The 14463-nt window shown below is 62.3% G+C and carries 12 protein-coding genes and 1 pseudogene; 5 read left to right on the plus strand and 8 right to left on the minus strand.

The genetic code is table 11. The annotated features are described in order from the left end of the window. Positions 1-156 precede the first annotated feature (156 nt). Both HMPREF3149_RS03710 and HMPREF3149_RS03715 read right to left on the minus strand, forming a co-directional pair. Entirely contained in the window at positions 157-1548 is a 1392-nt protein-coding gene (locus HMPREF3149_RS03710; protein WP_371440944.1) for a glyceraldehyde-3-phosphate dehydrogenase, read from the minus strand. Between the two features lie 126 nt (positions 1549-1674). After that, entirely contained in the window at positions 1675-2658 is a 984-nt protein-coding gene (locus tag HMPREF3149_RS03715) for a nitronate monooxygenase (protein WP_070536733.1), read from the minus strand. Between the two features lie 37 nt (positions 2659-2695). Between HMPREF3149_RS03715 and pth the strand changes: the two genes are divergently transcribed. The 3 genes from pth to HMPREF3149_RS03730 are packed head-to-tail and all read left to right on the plus strand — an operon-like array spanning position 2696 to position 5924. Further along, positions 2696-3361, plus strand: coding sequence for an aminoacyl-tRNA hydrolase (pth, locus tag HMPREF3149_RS03720; protein ID WP_070536736.1), 666 nt, complete (start codon positions 2696-2698; stop codon positions 3359-3361). A gap of 49 nt (positions 3362-3410) precedes the next feature. Beyond that, positions 3411-4256 (plus strand): SDR family NAD(P)-dependent oxidoreductase, encoded by an 846-nt coding sequence (locus HMPREF3149_RS03725; protein ID WP_070536738.1) that lies wholly within the window; start codon positions 3411-3413, stop codon positions 4254-4256. Between the two features lie 24 nt (positions 4257-4280). Beyond that, positions 4281-5924, plus strand: coding sequence for a peptide chain release factor 3 (locus HMPREF3149_RS03730; RefSeq protein WP_070536740.1), 1644 nt, complete (start codon positions 4281-4283; stop codon positions 5922-5924). Between the two features lie 34 nt (positions 5925-5958). Here the strand turns inward: HMPREF3149_RS03730 and HMPREF3149_RS03735 are convergent, their stop codons facing one another. Next, on the minus strand, positions 5959-7521 hold the full coding sequence (locus HMPREF3149_RS03735) for an aspartate-alanine antiporter-like transporter (RefSeq protein WP_246819934.1): 1563 nt from the start codon (positions 7519-7521) through the stop codon (positions 5959-5961). A 180-nt stretch (positions 7522-7701) separates the two neighbouring features. Continuing rightward, positions 7702-8571: a patatin-like phospholipase family protein gene (locus tag HMPREF3149_RS03740; protein ID WP_042530139.1), complete on the minus strand. Its 870-nt coding sequence runs from the start codon at positions 8569-8571 to the stop codon at positions 7702-7704. Positions 8572-8606: 35 nt separating this feature from the next. On the opposite strand from HMPREF3149_RS03740, the gene HMPREF3149_RS03745 reads away from it, so the two are divergent. Beyond that, a complete protein-coding gene (locus HMPREF3149_RS03745; protein ID WP_070536744.1) occupies positions 8607-9008 on the plus strand; it encodes a hypothetical protein in 402 nt (133 codons plus the stop codon). A 15-nt stretch (positions 9009-9023) separates the two neighbouring features. After that, on the plus strand, positions 9024-9569 hold the full coding sequence (locus tag HMPREF3149_RS03750; protein ID WP_070536746.1) for a gamma carbonic anhydrase family protein: 546 nt from the start codon (positions 9024-9026) through the stop codon (positions 9567-9569). Positions 9570-9636: 67 nt separating this feature from the next. Here the strand turns inward: HMPREF3149_RS03750 and HMPREF3149_RS03755 are convergent. From HMPREF3149_RS03755 to HMPREF3149_RS03770, 4 genes and pseudogenes are all read right to left on the minus strand, one after another. After that, a pseudogene (locus tag HMPREF3149_RS03755) lies at positions 9637-10621 on the minus strand (IS481 family transposase). Beyond that, positions 10618-11862, minus strand: coding sequence for an MFS transporter (locus tag HMPREF3149_RS03760; RefSeq protein WP_070536748.1), 1245 nt, complete (start codon positions 11860-11862; stop codon positions 10618-10620). The pseudogene HMPREF3149_RS03755 and the gene HMPREF3149_RS03760 overlap by 4 nt, the downstream one beginning before the upstream one ends. Then, a complete protein-coding gene (locus tag HMPREF3149_RS03765) occupies positions 11859-13511 on the minus strand; it encodes an ABC-F family ATP-binding cassette domain-containing protein (RefSeq protein ID WP_070536750.1) in 1653 nt (550 codons plus the stop codon). The genes HMPREF3149_RS03760 and HMPREF3149_RS03765 overlap by 4 nt, the downstream gene beginning before the upstream one ends. Before the next feature lie 268 nt (positions 13512-13779). Further along, positions 13780-14436, minus strand: a complete 657-nt coding sequence (locus HMPREF3149_RS03770) for a sulfite exporter TauE/SafE family protein (protein WP_070536751.1) — start codon at positions 14434-14436, stop codon at positions 13780-13782. Positions 14437-14463: the final 27 nt, after the last annotated feature.

Consider the following 14463-nt stretch of genomic DNA (forward strand, 5'->3'; position numbering starts at 1 on the left):
AGGGACCCCTATATGTTGTGGTGACCCGCTAAACCCGTCGTTTTCTACTTCACCCCGCTACGCACCCCGAAACCGGAAGAGCCGGTTAAGGAGGACTTAGGGCATCAGAAACCGCCCTCACCAAACGCGGGTGAGGGCGGTCAGTGTTGTGAACTCTTAGAGCTCAGAAACGTCAACGCGCTTCGGGTACACCGCTGGGCGGGCGCCCGCGAGGTCTTCGACAATGCGAATAACCTGGTTGGAGTAGCCGAACTCATTGTCGTACCAAACGTACAGCACGAGGTGCTTGCCAGTAGCGATGGTGGCTAGACCGTCAACAATGCCGGCGTGGGTGGAGCCCACGAAGTCGGAGGAGACAACCTCCGGGGAGGCGATGTAGGAGATCTGCTGGCGCAAGTCAGAGTGCAGGGAGACGTTGCGCAGGAAGTCGTTGACCTCATCGCGGTCTACTTCCTTCTCCAGCTCGAGGTTGAGCACTGCCATGGACACGTCCGGGGTAGGAACGCGGATGGCGTTACCGGTGAGCTTGCCCTCAAACTCCGGAACCGCCTTGGATACGGCCTTGGCCGCACCAGTCTCAGTAAGAACCATGTTCAGGCCGGCGGCACGGCCGCGACGGTCACCCTTGTGGAAGTTATCAATGAGGTTCTGGTCATTGGTGAAGGAGTGCGCGGTCTCGACGTGACCGTGGACAACACCGTAACGGTCGTTGATGACCTTCAGCACTGGCGTGATGCCATTGGTGGTGCAGGATGCGGCAGAGAGAATCTGGTCAGACTCTTCGATGTCACCGTGGTTGATGCCGTAGACGATGTTCTTAAGATCGCCCTTGCCCGGCGCGGTGAGCAGCACGCGAGACACGCCCTTGGACTGCAGGTGCTGGGACAGGCCATCACGGTCACGCCAGACACCGGTGTTGTCCACAACGATGGCGTTGTCAATGCCGTACTGGGTGTAGTCGATCTCAGCCGGGTTGTTGGCGTAAATCATCTGAATCTTGGTGCCATTAGCCCAGATGACCTCGTTCTCCTCATCCACGGCGATGGAGCCGTTGAAGGCGCCGTGGACGGAGTCGCGGCGCAGAAGGGAGGCGCGCTTCAGAATGTCAGTATCACTCTTCTTGCGCACGACGATGGCGCGCAGACGGACACCGCCGTACGCAGCTTCACGGGCAATGAGGATGCGAGCCAGAAGGCGGCCGATACGGCCGAAACCGTAGAGCACAACATCCTTGGATTCCTTGTCCACGGCAGCGCCCACGAGGTCCACGAGGGTTTCCTCAAGGTAGTTCGACAGGTTATCGGAGCCCGACTCTGCGAAACCAGTGGCAAGACGGCCCAAGTCAACGGAGGCGGTGCCCAGGTTCATCGCGCACAGTTCCTTGAGGATAGGAAGGGTCTCAGCAGTGGAGAGCTCACGCTCGGCAATGCGGCGGGCGTAGCGGTGAGCCTTGATGATGTCGATATCCGTCACACCGATAAGCATGCGGCCGTAAATGGAGGTCACGACATTGTTGTTGCGGTGCAGCTGGTGGATGAGCGGGATCATCTCCTGTGCTCGCTCCAGGCGTTCGTTCCAGTCCTCGTGCCCAATGTGCGGGGTTACAGTCACGTGCTTTAATCCTTTTCTCGTCAAAGAGGGTGTAAAACTCTGTTCAACCGTAAATATTAACTGCTATACATGCCCGTTTGGGAGCAGTTGGCCGAGGATCTGGGCCACACTACCCCCGTTAAGTTTCTCCACCTGGGTACCTACGAGGCAGTAGTCAACCTCCGCGTCGTGACGGGCGCGCCGCGGCTTGAGCACCGCATTAAGGTACGGGTAAACCAAAGGCAGGTCAGGGTGGGCGCGGGTGTAGGCCGTTTCCAGCCCGCGGGCATAGCGGCCGGAAAACGCACGGGTGGACACAGTGTCACCACCACGGCGCAGGAGTTCCCGGTTACGCTCACTGGTTCCGGCTTCTTCGCTGAGAAGGAAGGCTGAACCACAACTTACTGCGCGCACGCCCGGCCAGCTCAACGCCGCCGCAACATCCTCTGACGTGCGGAGTCCTCCTGCGGCAATGAGCGGGAGATCGGTGACGTCATGTACCGCAGCGACAAGCTCTGCCAGCGGGCGCTGGTCTGGCTCCGCAGCGGGGTCCCACACTCCGCGGTGCCCGCCGGCTTCGGGTCCCTGCACGCACAGGACATCGACACCCCGAGCAGTAGCCGCAGCCGCTTCTTCTGGGGTGGTCACCGTGGTCCAAGCTTCCGCGCCCGCAGCGTGGATGCGCTCCACCTCTTCTGTAGTAAATGCACCAAACATGGACCACAGAACCGCTGCCCCGCCATTGAGTGCGGCGCTAAGTTTTTCGTGCCAGCCGAAGGCCAGGGAGACGTCGGAAAGCACAGCGTTCTCCTCGGTTGCAAGGGATTCCGCAGCGGCGTGTTCGGCTGCAGTTAGTTCACGCTGCGGATAGAAAAGATTAACGCCAAAGCGCATGCCAGCACAGTCTTCGATGGCTCGCTGAGCTGCCTCGACGGATGCACTTCCTAGTCCCAACGCTCCGAAGGAACCTGCCTGCTGTGCGGCTCGGACCAAGGCAGGTGTGGTGGGACCGCCAGCCATCGGAGCAGGTAGAACCGGGCAAGTGATAGTCTCAAGAAGCTTAGGCATGACCCCAGACTAGAGAAAATCCCTGAAGGAAGTCGTTGTGTCCGTATTCCGTGACCTCTTTACCCGCCTCTTCGGCCGCGAGTCCGCGCCCTCATCTCAGAAGGCCGCTGGACTGGACCCAGCGAACCTGAGCGCCGAGTGGCTCATCGTGGGCCTGGGCAATCCCGGCGCGAAGTATGCGGCAACGCGCCACAACGTGGGTTACATGGCGGTTGATGATCTCCTTGCCCAGGCCGGAGACGTTCTTGAGCCGGTCAGGGGACACAAGCTCAGCGTCGCATCTTTCACCGTGGAGGACACCACGGCGCTGGTGGTGCGCTCCCACACCTATATGAACCTCTCCGGCGATCCGATTGCTCCACTCGCCGAGCAGCTGGGAGTACCCGCAGAGCGCATCATCGTCATCCATGATGAGCTCGACCTGCCTTCCGGTACAGTGCGTCTCAAGAAGGGCGGCAACGAGAATGGTCACAACGGTTTGAAGTCCCTCACTGAGCGCCTGGGGACCCGCGATTACCTGCGAGTCCGAGTGGGTATTGGCCGCCCAAGCAAGGGTGGGTCAATTCCGGAGTGGGTGCTCGCGCCTGTCGACGCCTCCCCAGAGTTCGAATCCTCCATCGCCACCGCAGCCGACGCGGCCCGCCTCATCGTCGCCGAGGGGCTATCCAAGGCCCAGAACGAGATCCACTCCCGCGTAAAGTAAAAGAAACTAACCCCGCGCATCCGCGAGAATCGCCCTACACTATCCAGGTATGAGCCACACCTTGCCCTCGCACCACGAACCCCGGACCATCGTTATTACCGGCGCCTCCAACGGAGTGGGTGCCTCGGCCGCCCGCATCCTGCATAAGCGCCGCCCGCAGGACATGCTCGTGTTGGTAGGCCGTAACCCGGAGAAGACGAAGGCTGTGGCTGAGGAACTCGGGGCGAACTATCACGTGGCTGATTATGAATCGCTGGGTCAGGTGCGCCGTCTTGCGGAGGAGCTGAGCCAGTACGAGCAGATCCATGCCTTGGGCAATAACGCCGGCGGTATTTTTGACGGCCCTTTCGCCACCGCAGACGGCTTTGAGCGCACCTGGCAGGTCAATGTTGTGGCTCCTTTCCTGTTGACTTCCCTGCTGCGCGATACCCTCCGGGAAAGCGACGCCACCGTTGTCCAGACGTCCTCCGTAGCGAATATGGTCATGTCCTCCTTTGACCCAGGTGACCCGAATACCTTTGAGAAGTTCACCGCGGAGCGTGCCTACGGTAACGCGAAGTTGGGGGATATTTTGCTCACCCGCTACATCGACGCCCACGGGATTACCTCCGTGGCCTTCCACCCCGGTGTGCTCAAGACTGGGTTTGGCACAACGTCCACGAGCACAACGAGCAAGCTCTATGCCAGCGCGATGGGCAAGCGATTTGGCTCCGCGGACCAGGGGGGCGAGAACCTCGCTTTCTTCCTCACCGGTACCCCGAGCATCCATTTTGAGTCCGGTGAGTATTACAACCAGAAGCGCAAGCCGGGGCTCAAGCGCCCGATTGCGAAGAACCGCTCCGTGGCGCGGCGTGTCTTTGATGATCTGGCCCGCCAGCTCGATGTGGAGTGGTAGCACCCAGCGGCTAAACTAACCCGCATGAGTATTGCCTCCGAAGCTTCCCGCCGCCGCACATTCGCCGTCATCGCCCACCCGGATGCTGGTAAATCCACGCTGACGGAGGCGCTGGCACTGCATGCGCACGTCATCAATGAGGCCGGTGCGGTGCACGGCAAGGGCAACCGCAAGTCCACAGTTTCCGACTGGATGGAGATGGAGAAAGACCGCGGTATCTCCGTGGCTTCCTCTGCTCTGCAGTTCGAGTACGCGCCGGAGGGCCATGAGGGCGAGCCGTACATGATCAACCTCGTGGATACCCCTGGTCACGCAGACTTCTCGGAGGATACCTATCGTGTACTCACGGCGGTGGATGCCGCGGTGATGCTTATCGACGCCGCCAAGGGCCTCGAGCCCCAGACCCTCAAGCTCTTCCGTGTCTGTAAAGCCCGTGGCCTTCCGATTATTACGGTGATTAACAAGTGGGACCGCGTGGGCCGCGAGCCGCTGGAGCTTGTCGATGAGATCGTCAACGAGATTCAGCTGCAGCCCACCCCGCTGTACTGGCCAGTGGGCATTGCCGGCGATTTCCGCGGACTTGCCCACGTCACCGCCGATGGCGAGGTGGATGAGTACATTCACTTCCTGCGCACCGCGGGTGGTTCCACCATCGCTCCGGAGGAGCACTACGCGCCTGCCGACGCCGCCTCAAAGGAAGAGGACGCGTGGGAGACCGCCGTGGAGGAGGCAGAGCTTCTCGCTGCCGACGGCGCTTTGCACGACCAGGAGCTCTTTGAGCAGTGCGTGACCTCCCCGCTCATCTTCGCCTCTGCCATGCTGAACTTCGGCGTGCACCAAATCCTCGATACGCTCTGCGCTATTGCCCCAGCTCCGCGCTCGCGCGAGTCGGATCCGCAGGCCATTGAAGCTGCCGGCTCCGGTGGTGCGGCCGCCATCGATGAGGTCCGCGAGGTCACCGATGACTTCGCGGGCGTCATTTTCAAGGTGCAGGCAGGTATGGACCGCAAGCACCGCGATAACCTCGCCTTCATGCGCGTGGTCTCCGGCGAATTTGAGCGCGGTATGCAGGTCAACCACGCTCAGTCCGGCCGCAGCTTCTCCACCAAGTACGCACTGACGGTGTTTGGCCGCACGCGTGACACCGTGGACACCGCTTACCCGGGTGACATCGTGGGTCTCGTCAACGCCGGTTCTCTGGCGCCAGGTGACACCATCTATACGGGCAAGAAGGTGCAGTTCAAGCCCATGCCGCAGTTCGCACCGGAGGCTTTCCAAATTTTGCGTGCAAAATCCCTGGGTGATTACAAGGCCTTCCGCAAGGGCCTAGATCAGCTCGCTGCCGAGGGCGTTGTCCAGATTCTGCGCAACGATACCCGCGGTGACGCAGCCCCTGTCATGGCCGCGGTCGGCCCCATGCAGTTCGAAGTCATGCAGGCCCGCATGGACGTCGAGTACAACGTGGAGACCATCACCGAGCCTATCCCCTACTCCGTGGCTCGCCGTACCGACGCCGAGTCCGCCCCCGAGCTAGGCCGCCAGCGTGGAGTAGAAATCTTCACCCGCACCGACGGCGAGCTCATCGCCCTCTTCGGCGATAAGTGGAAGCTGGCCTTCATTGAGAAGGAGCACCCGGAGCTCACCATCGAGACGCTGGTGGCGGACTAAGCCGCGCCGAGGCGTCTCGCGGTGAAAAACCTTCCTACAGGGTCAGCATGATGGGGATAATCGCGATCTTGATGATCTGCGCCACCACGATAGTGGCGGCATAGCCGGTCATGATGCGGGAGTCAGAGCTCATCCCCGTGGCATAGTTGACCACTGCTGGCTGACCGAAGATACCCGAAATGCCCCCAGCAGTGCGGGTCTCCGACTGACCAAGGAACCGGCTGGCCACGCTGAAGATAGCGATGGCAACCACGGTGACAATGGCAGCAAGCGCCATGCACTTGAGGCCCAGCCAGGAAAAAGCCGTGGATTGGAAAGCTTCACTAGAAGCAAGACCCACAGAGGACAGGAAGATAACCAGGCCCCACTGCTGGAAAGCGGTGTTAATGGAAGCCGGCACCTTCCAAGGCACATGGCGTGTGCGGTGCAGCGCGCCGAGAATTAGGCCCACAATGAGCGGCCCAAGTGCAAAACCTAGCTCGAAGGAAGCACCACCAGGCATCGGAATGACGATGAGTGCGACAAGGTAACCCAAGAATAGGCCACCGCCGACAGCAACCCAGTTCAACTGCGAATAGCTTTGGACCGAATCACCGAAGTAATCGCGGATATCACCCAAGCGGTCCTGTTCCACAATGATGTCCACACGGTCACCGGCGTCGAGGTGGGTATCAAAGCTTGCGAGGAACTCGTCATCGCCGCGGTGGATTCGGACAATGCGTCCGCCATAGCGCTGGAACAGGTTGAGCTCCTGAACCGTTCGACCCGCAATGTCTGAGTTCGACACCACGATGTTCTCAATGACGAGGCGCTTGTCCACAAAAGGAACTTGGGGCTGGCGCTTACCCAGGGCGTCGGTAAGCTCATGCTTCTTGGCCTTCGTCACCAGAACGCGCAGAATATCGCCCTTCCTGATATCCGGATGATCGCCGGCGACCATCCTGGTGTTGCCGCGGCGGATCGTTGCAATAACAAAGTGATCTTCAAAACGCTCAAGCAGCTCATCGTAGGTGATGTTCTTTGTCACACGAATGGTGCGGGAGCGGAAAATTTCCTCCGCGGAATTATCCTGGTCCTTCTTTCCAGGCCATGACTGCTTAAGCAGAAACGCCACAAGCAAAATGGCCACGGCCACACCCACCGGGTAGCCCAAGGAATACCCCACGGCCGGCAGGTCCTCACCAGTTTGTTGCTGTGCCACGGCGAGCGACGCCGTTGAGGTCGTCGCACCAGAGAACACACCGACCGAAAGCAACGGGGACAATCCCAGCCATCCGCCTGCCAGCAGGGCTACTCCAGCAGCAACAATCACCGCAATCGCAGCTGTAATCATGTGCTTAAGCTGCGCCGAAAAGCCGCTAAAGAAGCGCTCACCGGCAGACAGACCCTGCATGTAGATAAAGAGGCCGAGGCCCATCTCCTGCAGACTGCTAAGAATCGTTCCGTCCAGCTCGATGAACGCGCCGAAAGCGAGGCCAACGAACAATGTACCCGCCGCACCAAAGCGCAGCGGGCCGAAGGGAATCATCCCGAACAATGTGCCGAGCAGCGCAATAAAAAAGATGCTCAGCCAAATATTTCCATCAAATAGTGACATCACGGTCAGTAATTTTAGGAAGGTGGGCGGGAAAATCCACGTGGCGGAATGTGTATCTCTATCGCTTACTGATCATCAGTGCAGCGCACAGGTTTTTCACAAGATGTTGCCATAGATACATGAGAGGAAAGTCTCATTTCTCGAGGCCGACGAGCACCGCCGTCCAGTAGCAACCAAGAGCTACGTGGTCAGGAACTCCCGCCAAGCAGGCCACTCAGCGTAGGTCTGTGTGCGACCAGCGTCAAAATTGGCGCGCAGTTTCGCCACATCATGCTCAGTGGAGGATACCTGCATGTCCTCAGGGAAGAAGAGGTGAGCACGACCTTCCTTCTCCAATTCGAGGAGCCGGTCCTTGGAAGCGTTGTACTTCGGAGGGCGGGTAATCATGGCTTCCGCCACCGCTGGGTACTTCCGGAATACTCGGCGCAGTGCCGTGGGGCGCGCCACCTTGGGCCGCACATAGCCGCGCGGTTTAGACCCTAAAAAGAGAAACTTTTTAAACCCCGCCTTCTCCGCCTGCTCGATGAGAATGCCACCGGACTCGCCCATGGCGCCATCGACATAGGGAGCGCCATCGATCACTCGCATTGGCATGATAAGCGGCAAGGTGGAGGACGCACGTACCCGCACCATCAGATCCTCTTGGGTGTCAATATCCTCGCGCCCCCAGTAGACGCTCTCCCCGGTATCGGCGCGGGCAGCAGCAATACACATCTGCGCAGGGTTGGCCTGGAAGGCCTCCCAATCAAAAGGCATGTCCTGGTCAGCAGCCTTCTCATAGATGAATTCAGCGTTAAAGTAGCCACTTCCGCGCAACAACGATCCCAGACCACCGAAGCTGGGGTTCTTGGCAAAGTCCACGAAGGATTCCTCTGAGCGCCACACGTCGCGGGAAAGGAAGTTCACGGTGTGTGAGGAGCCTGCGGACACGCCCCCGACCCAGCCAAATTCCACCTCCTCTTGCAAGAGTTTGACGATGCACGCGGCGGTATAGGAATTGCGCATGCCACCGCCTTCAATGACTAGTGCTGTATCTTTCGCGTCAATCACAGTGCCCGATGGTACCCCCACGCTAGGATCACGCCATGGGATTATTTACTGCGGTTCGAAGTGTCATCGATAAGCTCGACGGTTCCACCGGCGTCCGCTTGGCCTCCCCGGATCCCCACGCCGTTGAGGTCTCTATTGATCAGCTGTCCGTCCACACGGCCGGCGGGCTTATCATCCTGGTTACCTCCCCAGCCGGCGCACACGTACTGAGTGAGGTAGCTCGCTCCGGCGAGCCCGCACAATTACGTGGCCCTCAAGCCACGCTGCACCTTACCCCCACAACGACTGCGCAGCGCCCCGTTCATGATCCCAAGCGGGGTTGGGCCATCGCTCTGTCCCCTTCCGATAGGAAGGCCCTGGCACATTTGAGTGCCGAGCCTGGCGACTACGAAATTTCGGACTCCCTCGCCGTGTCCGTCGAAACCACCAGCTCTTAAGAAAGTTCACCCGCCATGCTCATCCTCCCTTTCCAAGGACACATTCCCCGCATCCACCGCAGCGCCTGGATTGCCCCGAATGCCACCATCATCGGTGACGTCACCATCGGCCCGAATTCCTCGGTGTTCTACGGCAGCGTGCTGCGCGGGGACGTTGGCTCTATCCGCTTGGGCGCCCGCGTCAACATCCAAGACAACTGCGTCATCCACGTCGAGTCCAGAGAGCCTTGCGTATTGGAGGATGATGTCACCGTGGGCCACATGGCCATGCTGCACGGCACCCGCGTCGGCGCGGGCACGCTCGTCGGCATGAAATCCTCCCTGCTCTCCGGCTCCACCGTGGGCCCAGGTTCTCTCATCGCCGCCGGCGCGGTGGTGCTCGAAGGCCAGGATATTCCCGGCGGTACCCTAGCCGCTGGGGTACCCGCCAAGGTGCGCCGCAAGTTGAGCCCTGAGGAATCCGCCGCCTTCATCCCACACGCCGCGCGCTACGTCAACATTGCAAAGGATCAGGCACTGCTTGGCGACGCCCTCCCCCTCGACGACGTCCTCTACGACTAACGCCGCAACTGCCCTAGTTGCCAAAGTTCTTGAGCCCGCCCTGCAAGATCAGCCACAGTTTTGTCAGCTAGGTGTACTGCTCGGGGACATTGATCAATCGTGAGAACGGCGGCTGGTTGTCGCAGGCCGTGTGCGGGCGGTGCTGGTTGTCCTGGTGCAGCCAATCCGGCAGGGCGTCGCGTCGTTCTTGCTCGCTGGTGTAGCAGCGGGCGTAGGCCCACCCGTCGGCCATGGTCCGGTGGAAGCGCTCTACCTTGCCGTTGGTCTGCGGCCGGTACGGACGCGTCCGCTTCGGGGTGATCGAGAAGGCCTCGCAGGTGTCCCGCCACAGGTGCGAGCGATAGACGCCACCGTTGTCGGACAGCACCCGCTCCACGGCGACGCCGCGATCGGCAAACCACGCCACAGCCCGATGCAGGACCCCGACCGCGGTGACGGCGGTCTCGTCGTCGTGGACCTCGGTGTACGCGACGCGGGAGTGGTCGTCAATGACGGTGTGCACGAACGCGTACCCGAGCCTGGGGTTGTGCACCTTGCTCTTCGGCTTACCCGGTGTCGCCGTTCGGTTGTGGTCGCCCTGGCGGCGGCCGACGTAGCGCCAGCCACCGCCGTCGGGGATGTTCCCGAGCTTCCTCACGTCCTCGTGGAGCAGGGAGCCGGGGTGGGGTGTTCGTACCGGCGGATCGGTTCGCCAGTCTCGCGGTCCACGTAGGAAAGCCGGTTCAGTCGGGCACCGGCCAAGATGCGGTGGACGGTCGAGGGTGCGATGCCGAGTCGGGCGGCGAGCTGCACGGGCCCTCACGCAGCCGTATCCGCAGGCTGACGCACCGCTTCGTCGTCGCCTTGTCCGTCTTGTTCGGTGAGGTCTTCGGCCGGGACGAGTGATCCTGCATCGACTCGCCGGCGCGATAGCAGTCGCCCCACCTCTTCACGGTCGGCCAGGAGACCTGGAAGCGGGCGGCGACTTCGCTGATGGGCCAACCGTCGTCGACGACGAGCTGGGCCACCTTGAGCCGGTGGCGAGGTGTCAGGGTGGCGTTGGCGTGCATCACTCCTCACCTGCTGCGACGGGCGTCGTCCGCGGCGTTCGGAGTTGCCCCAGGACTGCAAGGAGGATCGTCGTGGCGAGCGGCACGAGTCCGGCGGCGATGAACAAGCTGGCAGCGGCGATGTGTCGGCTGAGGAGTCCGGTGAGTGCGATGGACAGTGGCATGAAGGCGATGGAGATGAAGAAGTCGAGGCTGGCGACTCGGCCAAGCATCTCCAGCGGTACGTGTTCCTGCAGGACCGTGCCCCAGATGACCATCCCAACTCCGATCGACGCACCGTAGACCGCCAGTCCGGCGCTGATGATCCACGGATTGTTGGTGAGTGCGGGGATGGCCAATGGAAGGCAGCCGAGTGCCCATGCGCCGACCATTACGGGCAGGAAGTGTGAGGGGGTGGGCCATGAGCCGGCGACGAGGGAACCCACCAGGCCGCCGACGCCCAGAGCTCCGAGGACGAATCCGTACACAGCCGGAGCGTTGTCATGGGTCGAGCGTATGAGCGCGGGCAGGAGAACTTCCAGCGGGCCGGTCACGGCCAGGCCCATGGCAGCCGCCAACAGCACGCTGGAGCGAACCCAGCGCGTGCGGGCGACGTAGCCGAACCCGTCGAGCAGGTCCCGCAGCGCAGAGGTGGCCGGAGCTTCGGCGTCGGTCTCGGCAGAGCAAGGGGCAGGAAGCCGCTGGGCGGCGATCAGGGCGAGTCCGAGCGCGCCGGAGATGAGGTACCCGCCCGCGGCGGGCACGCTCGCGCCGATGACGGCACCGACGACGCCGGGGGCGAGGGTCTGTCCTACCAGCGGTCGGGTGGTCCCTTCGAGCCCGTTGACGGCCATCAGGTCGTCGCTTCCCACGAGGACGGGCACGAGCGCGGTGTAGGCCGGGAAGAAGAAGGCAGTCGAGACGCCGATGACGAACGCGGACACTGCCAGCATCCAGAAAGTGGCCGCGTCGAAGATGGCGGCGGTGGAGGTCGTCGTCGAGGCGGCGAGGTTGACAGTGAGGACGCCGACGATGACAGACTTCTTAGCGACGCGGTCCGCAAGTACCCCGGCGGGCAAGGATCCTGCGAGCAGGCCGATGCCGCTCCACGCCACGACACCCGACAAGGTGGCCGCCGTGGCGCCCAGGTCGAGGGTCTGCATGGCTAAATAGAGGGTCCAGGCGCCCTGGGCGAAGACTGTGAGCACCATCGCTGCAAACAGCGGTCGGTAGCCGGGGACGGACAAGGGGCGAAGGGGGTTCATGGCAGGTCCTTTGGGGCAAGGCTGAGGTGGGGCCAGTCGGTGAGGTCGTCGAGCATCTGCCGGTCGTGCGTGGCGACGATCGTGGCGCAGGAGGTCCGCAGGAGCTCGGTGGTGATGTCGTCGACGAGGCTCGATGACAGATGGTTGGTGGGCTCGTCCAGGAGCAACAGGTCCGGGTCCACCGCCAGGCACATGGCCAGATGGAGGCGGCGTTGTTGCCCTTGCGACAGGTGCCCCACGGGTGTGCGGGTTGCCGCGGGCTCAAGCAGCCCGAGTGAGCCGAGGGAGGGTGCCTGTGATCGGCGGCCCTGCGTGGCCAGGTACGTCTCGTAGACCACGTGTGCGGGGAGGGCGTCGTCCCAGTCAGGGACCTCTTGAGACAACAGGGCGACGCGCGCCCTCGGGTTCACCCGCAGCTGGCCTGTACTCGGGGCCAGTCGCCGACCGAGAAGCCCCAACAGTGTGGACTTCCCAGCACCGTTCGGCCCGGTGACCACCAACCGGTCTCCACCGCTGATGTCCACCGAGACCGGGGTGGCCAACTGGTCAGTCACGGTGAGCATGGAGGCGTTGACGATGTTCTGACCGGTCCGCGCTGACGATCTGGGCCATGCCAACCGCAGCGGTGGCTCTGGCACGTCGATCTGATGACGCTCCAGGTCCACGATGCGGCGGTTGAAAGCCTGGACCACCCCGGCAGCGCGCGTGGCCCGTTGGTGCTTGCCCGTGCCCTTGTCGGGTCGCCAACCGCCTTGCGACAGGCGGGAGCGTGCGTCGGCGGCGGCGCGGGCCAGTTCCTGATGCCGGGCGACCTGGGCGGCATGGTCTTGCTCCCAGGCGGCCCGTTCTCGTTGCCGCCCTTCGATCCAGCCCTCGTAACCGCCCGCGTAGGTGCGCGGAAGGCCATCGCGGGTCGGGTCGAGGTCCAGGAAGCTGGTCGCCACGTCGCGCAGCAGGGCGCGGTCGTGGCTGACTAAGGCCAAGCCACCGGGGTGGTCCCGCAGTCGCTCAGTCAGGAAGGACAGCCCTGCAGCGTCCAGATGGTTGGTGGGCTCGTCCAGCAGCAACAGGTCAGGGGTCGATCCGAGGGCGACCGCCAGCCGTACCCGGTACCGCTGGCCGACCGACAAGGTCGACAGGACCCGATCGCGGTCGCTACAGGCGTTCAGGCCCGCCAGGGCGATGTCAACACGGCGGTCTGCATCCCAGGCGTCCAGCCGCGTGGCCGCCTCGAGTGCGGCGGAATAGGCGTCGGCCGCGTCATCGCCCGCGGCCAGCGCCGCGGTAGCCACGTCGAGGGCCTGCAGAGCGGCCCTGGATGGGGCGGTCGCCTCGGCAATGAGGTCACCGACCGTGCGATCGCCCTCGGTGGCCATGTCCTGCTTGACCAGGACGAGGGAACCCACCCGGGTCACCACTCCCGAGTCGGGTTTCAAGATCCCCGCCAGTATATGGAGCAAGGTGGTCTTGCCCCGGCCGTTGTCGCCGACGATCGCCAGTCGCGCCCCGGTGGAGACGGTGACGTCAGTCCCACTCAGCAGCGGCCTGTCGCCGAGTGTCAGGTGGAGTGACTCAGCGCGGATGTGTGCAGCGTGCCCTTGGGGTGTCCCGATCCAGGCACATGACTGTAAAGGTTCTGTGGTTGGCATTGCGTACTTTCAGCTCGTCATGGAGCCGGGCACCACGAAGCGGCCGCCCGGCAGATGGCCAGGACGGCAGACGAGAGGTCATAAGGGGTCCCGCCGCCGTCAGCGGACGGAACGCAGCTTCATTGAGGCGATGCCTGAGTACATGCGGCCGAGGATACAGTGCCCGGGCGATGCCACGCAAGTCAACGAACGTTCCCGGTCAGTACAGCTAGGCCAGTTCCACGTCCGCGAAGCTAGGACAGCAGTCGCATCACTTAAAAAGCGAGCCCTAAAGCAAAGCGAAGATACCCATGATCATCAGGAAGGCGGCCACGCCGTAGCCGCTCCAGAGCGCAACTGCGGCAGAATTATCCCGCGCCCATGCGAAGGCGCGGCCCGCCCAGGAATGCGGTTTCGCCCGAACCACAGCGATGAAAAGCCCGCACAGCGTGGGCAGCGAGAGCGCGAAGGTGACATAGAAGAAGAGTCCACCGTACTTAATGGTGTTACTGAAATCTCCGGCCGCCAGGTGCATCAGGCCATAGAAGAAAGGCACGGAGGTCAAGGACTGGATAACGCCCATGGCATAGCCTACCGCGACAGTCTTGGCCGAAGGTGTGCGCAGCGGGCCGAGGAGCTTCTGTACCATCTCATTGGGCTCGCCCTTGGAACGCCATGCCAAGAGGCCTAGTCCTAGACCGATGACGACCAGCCCCCAGCCGAGCAGCGGCGATTCCAGTGCGGCGGCCACCTTGTCCTGGATGCCGACGAACACGAACATGACCACGGCCGCTGCGGTAAGCACGCCGAACCAATCACCGACGATGACTAGGGCCGCAATCTTGCGATAGCTACCCCGCGGAAGCATGATGCCGATGGCCACCAGGATTCCGATCAGTAGAGCGTTGACGGAATCGGCAAAGGCATTGAGCACGGCTTCGAGCATGCGGGCCAGTGTACAGGGCAACTTTTC

Origin of the sequence: Corynebacterium sp. HMSC05E07 (genome assembly GCF_001807225.1) — a bacterium.
Lineage (GTDB): Bacteria > Actinomycetota > Actinomycetes > Mycobacteriales > Mycobacteriaceae > Corynebacterium > Corynebacterium singulare.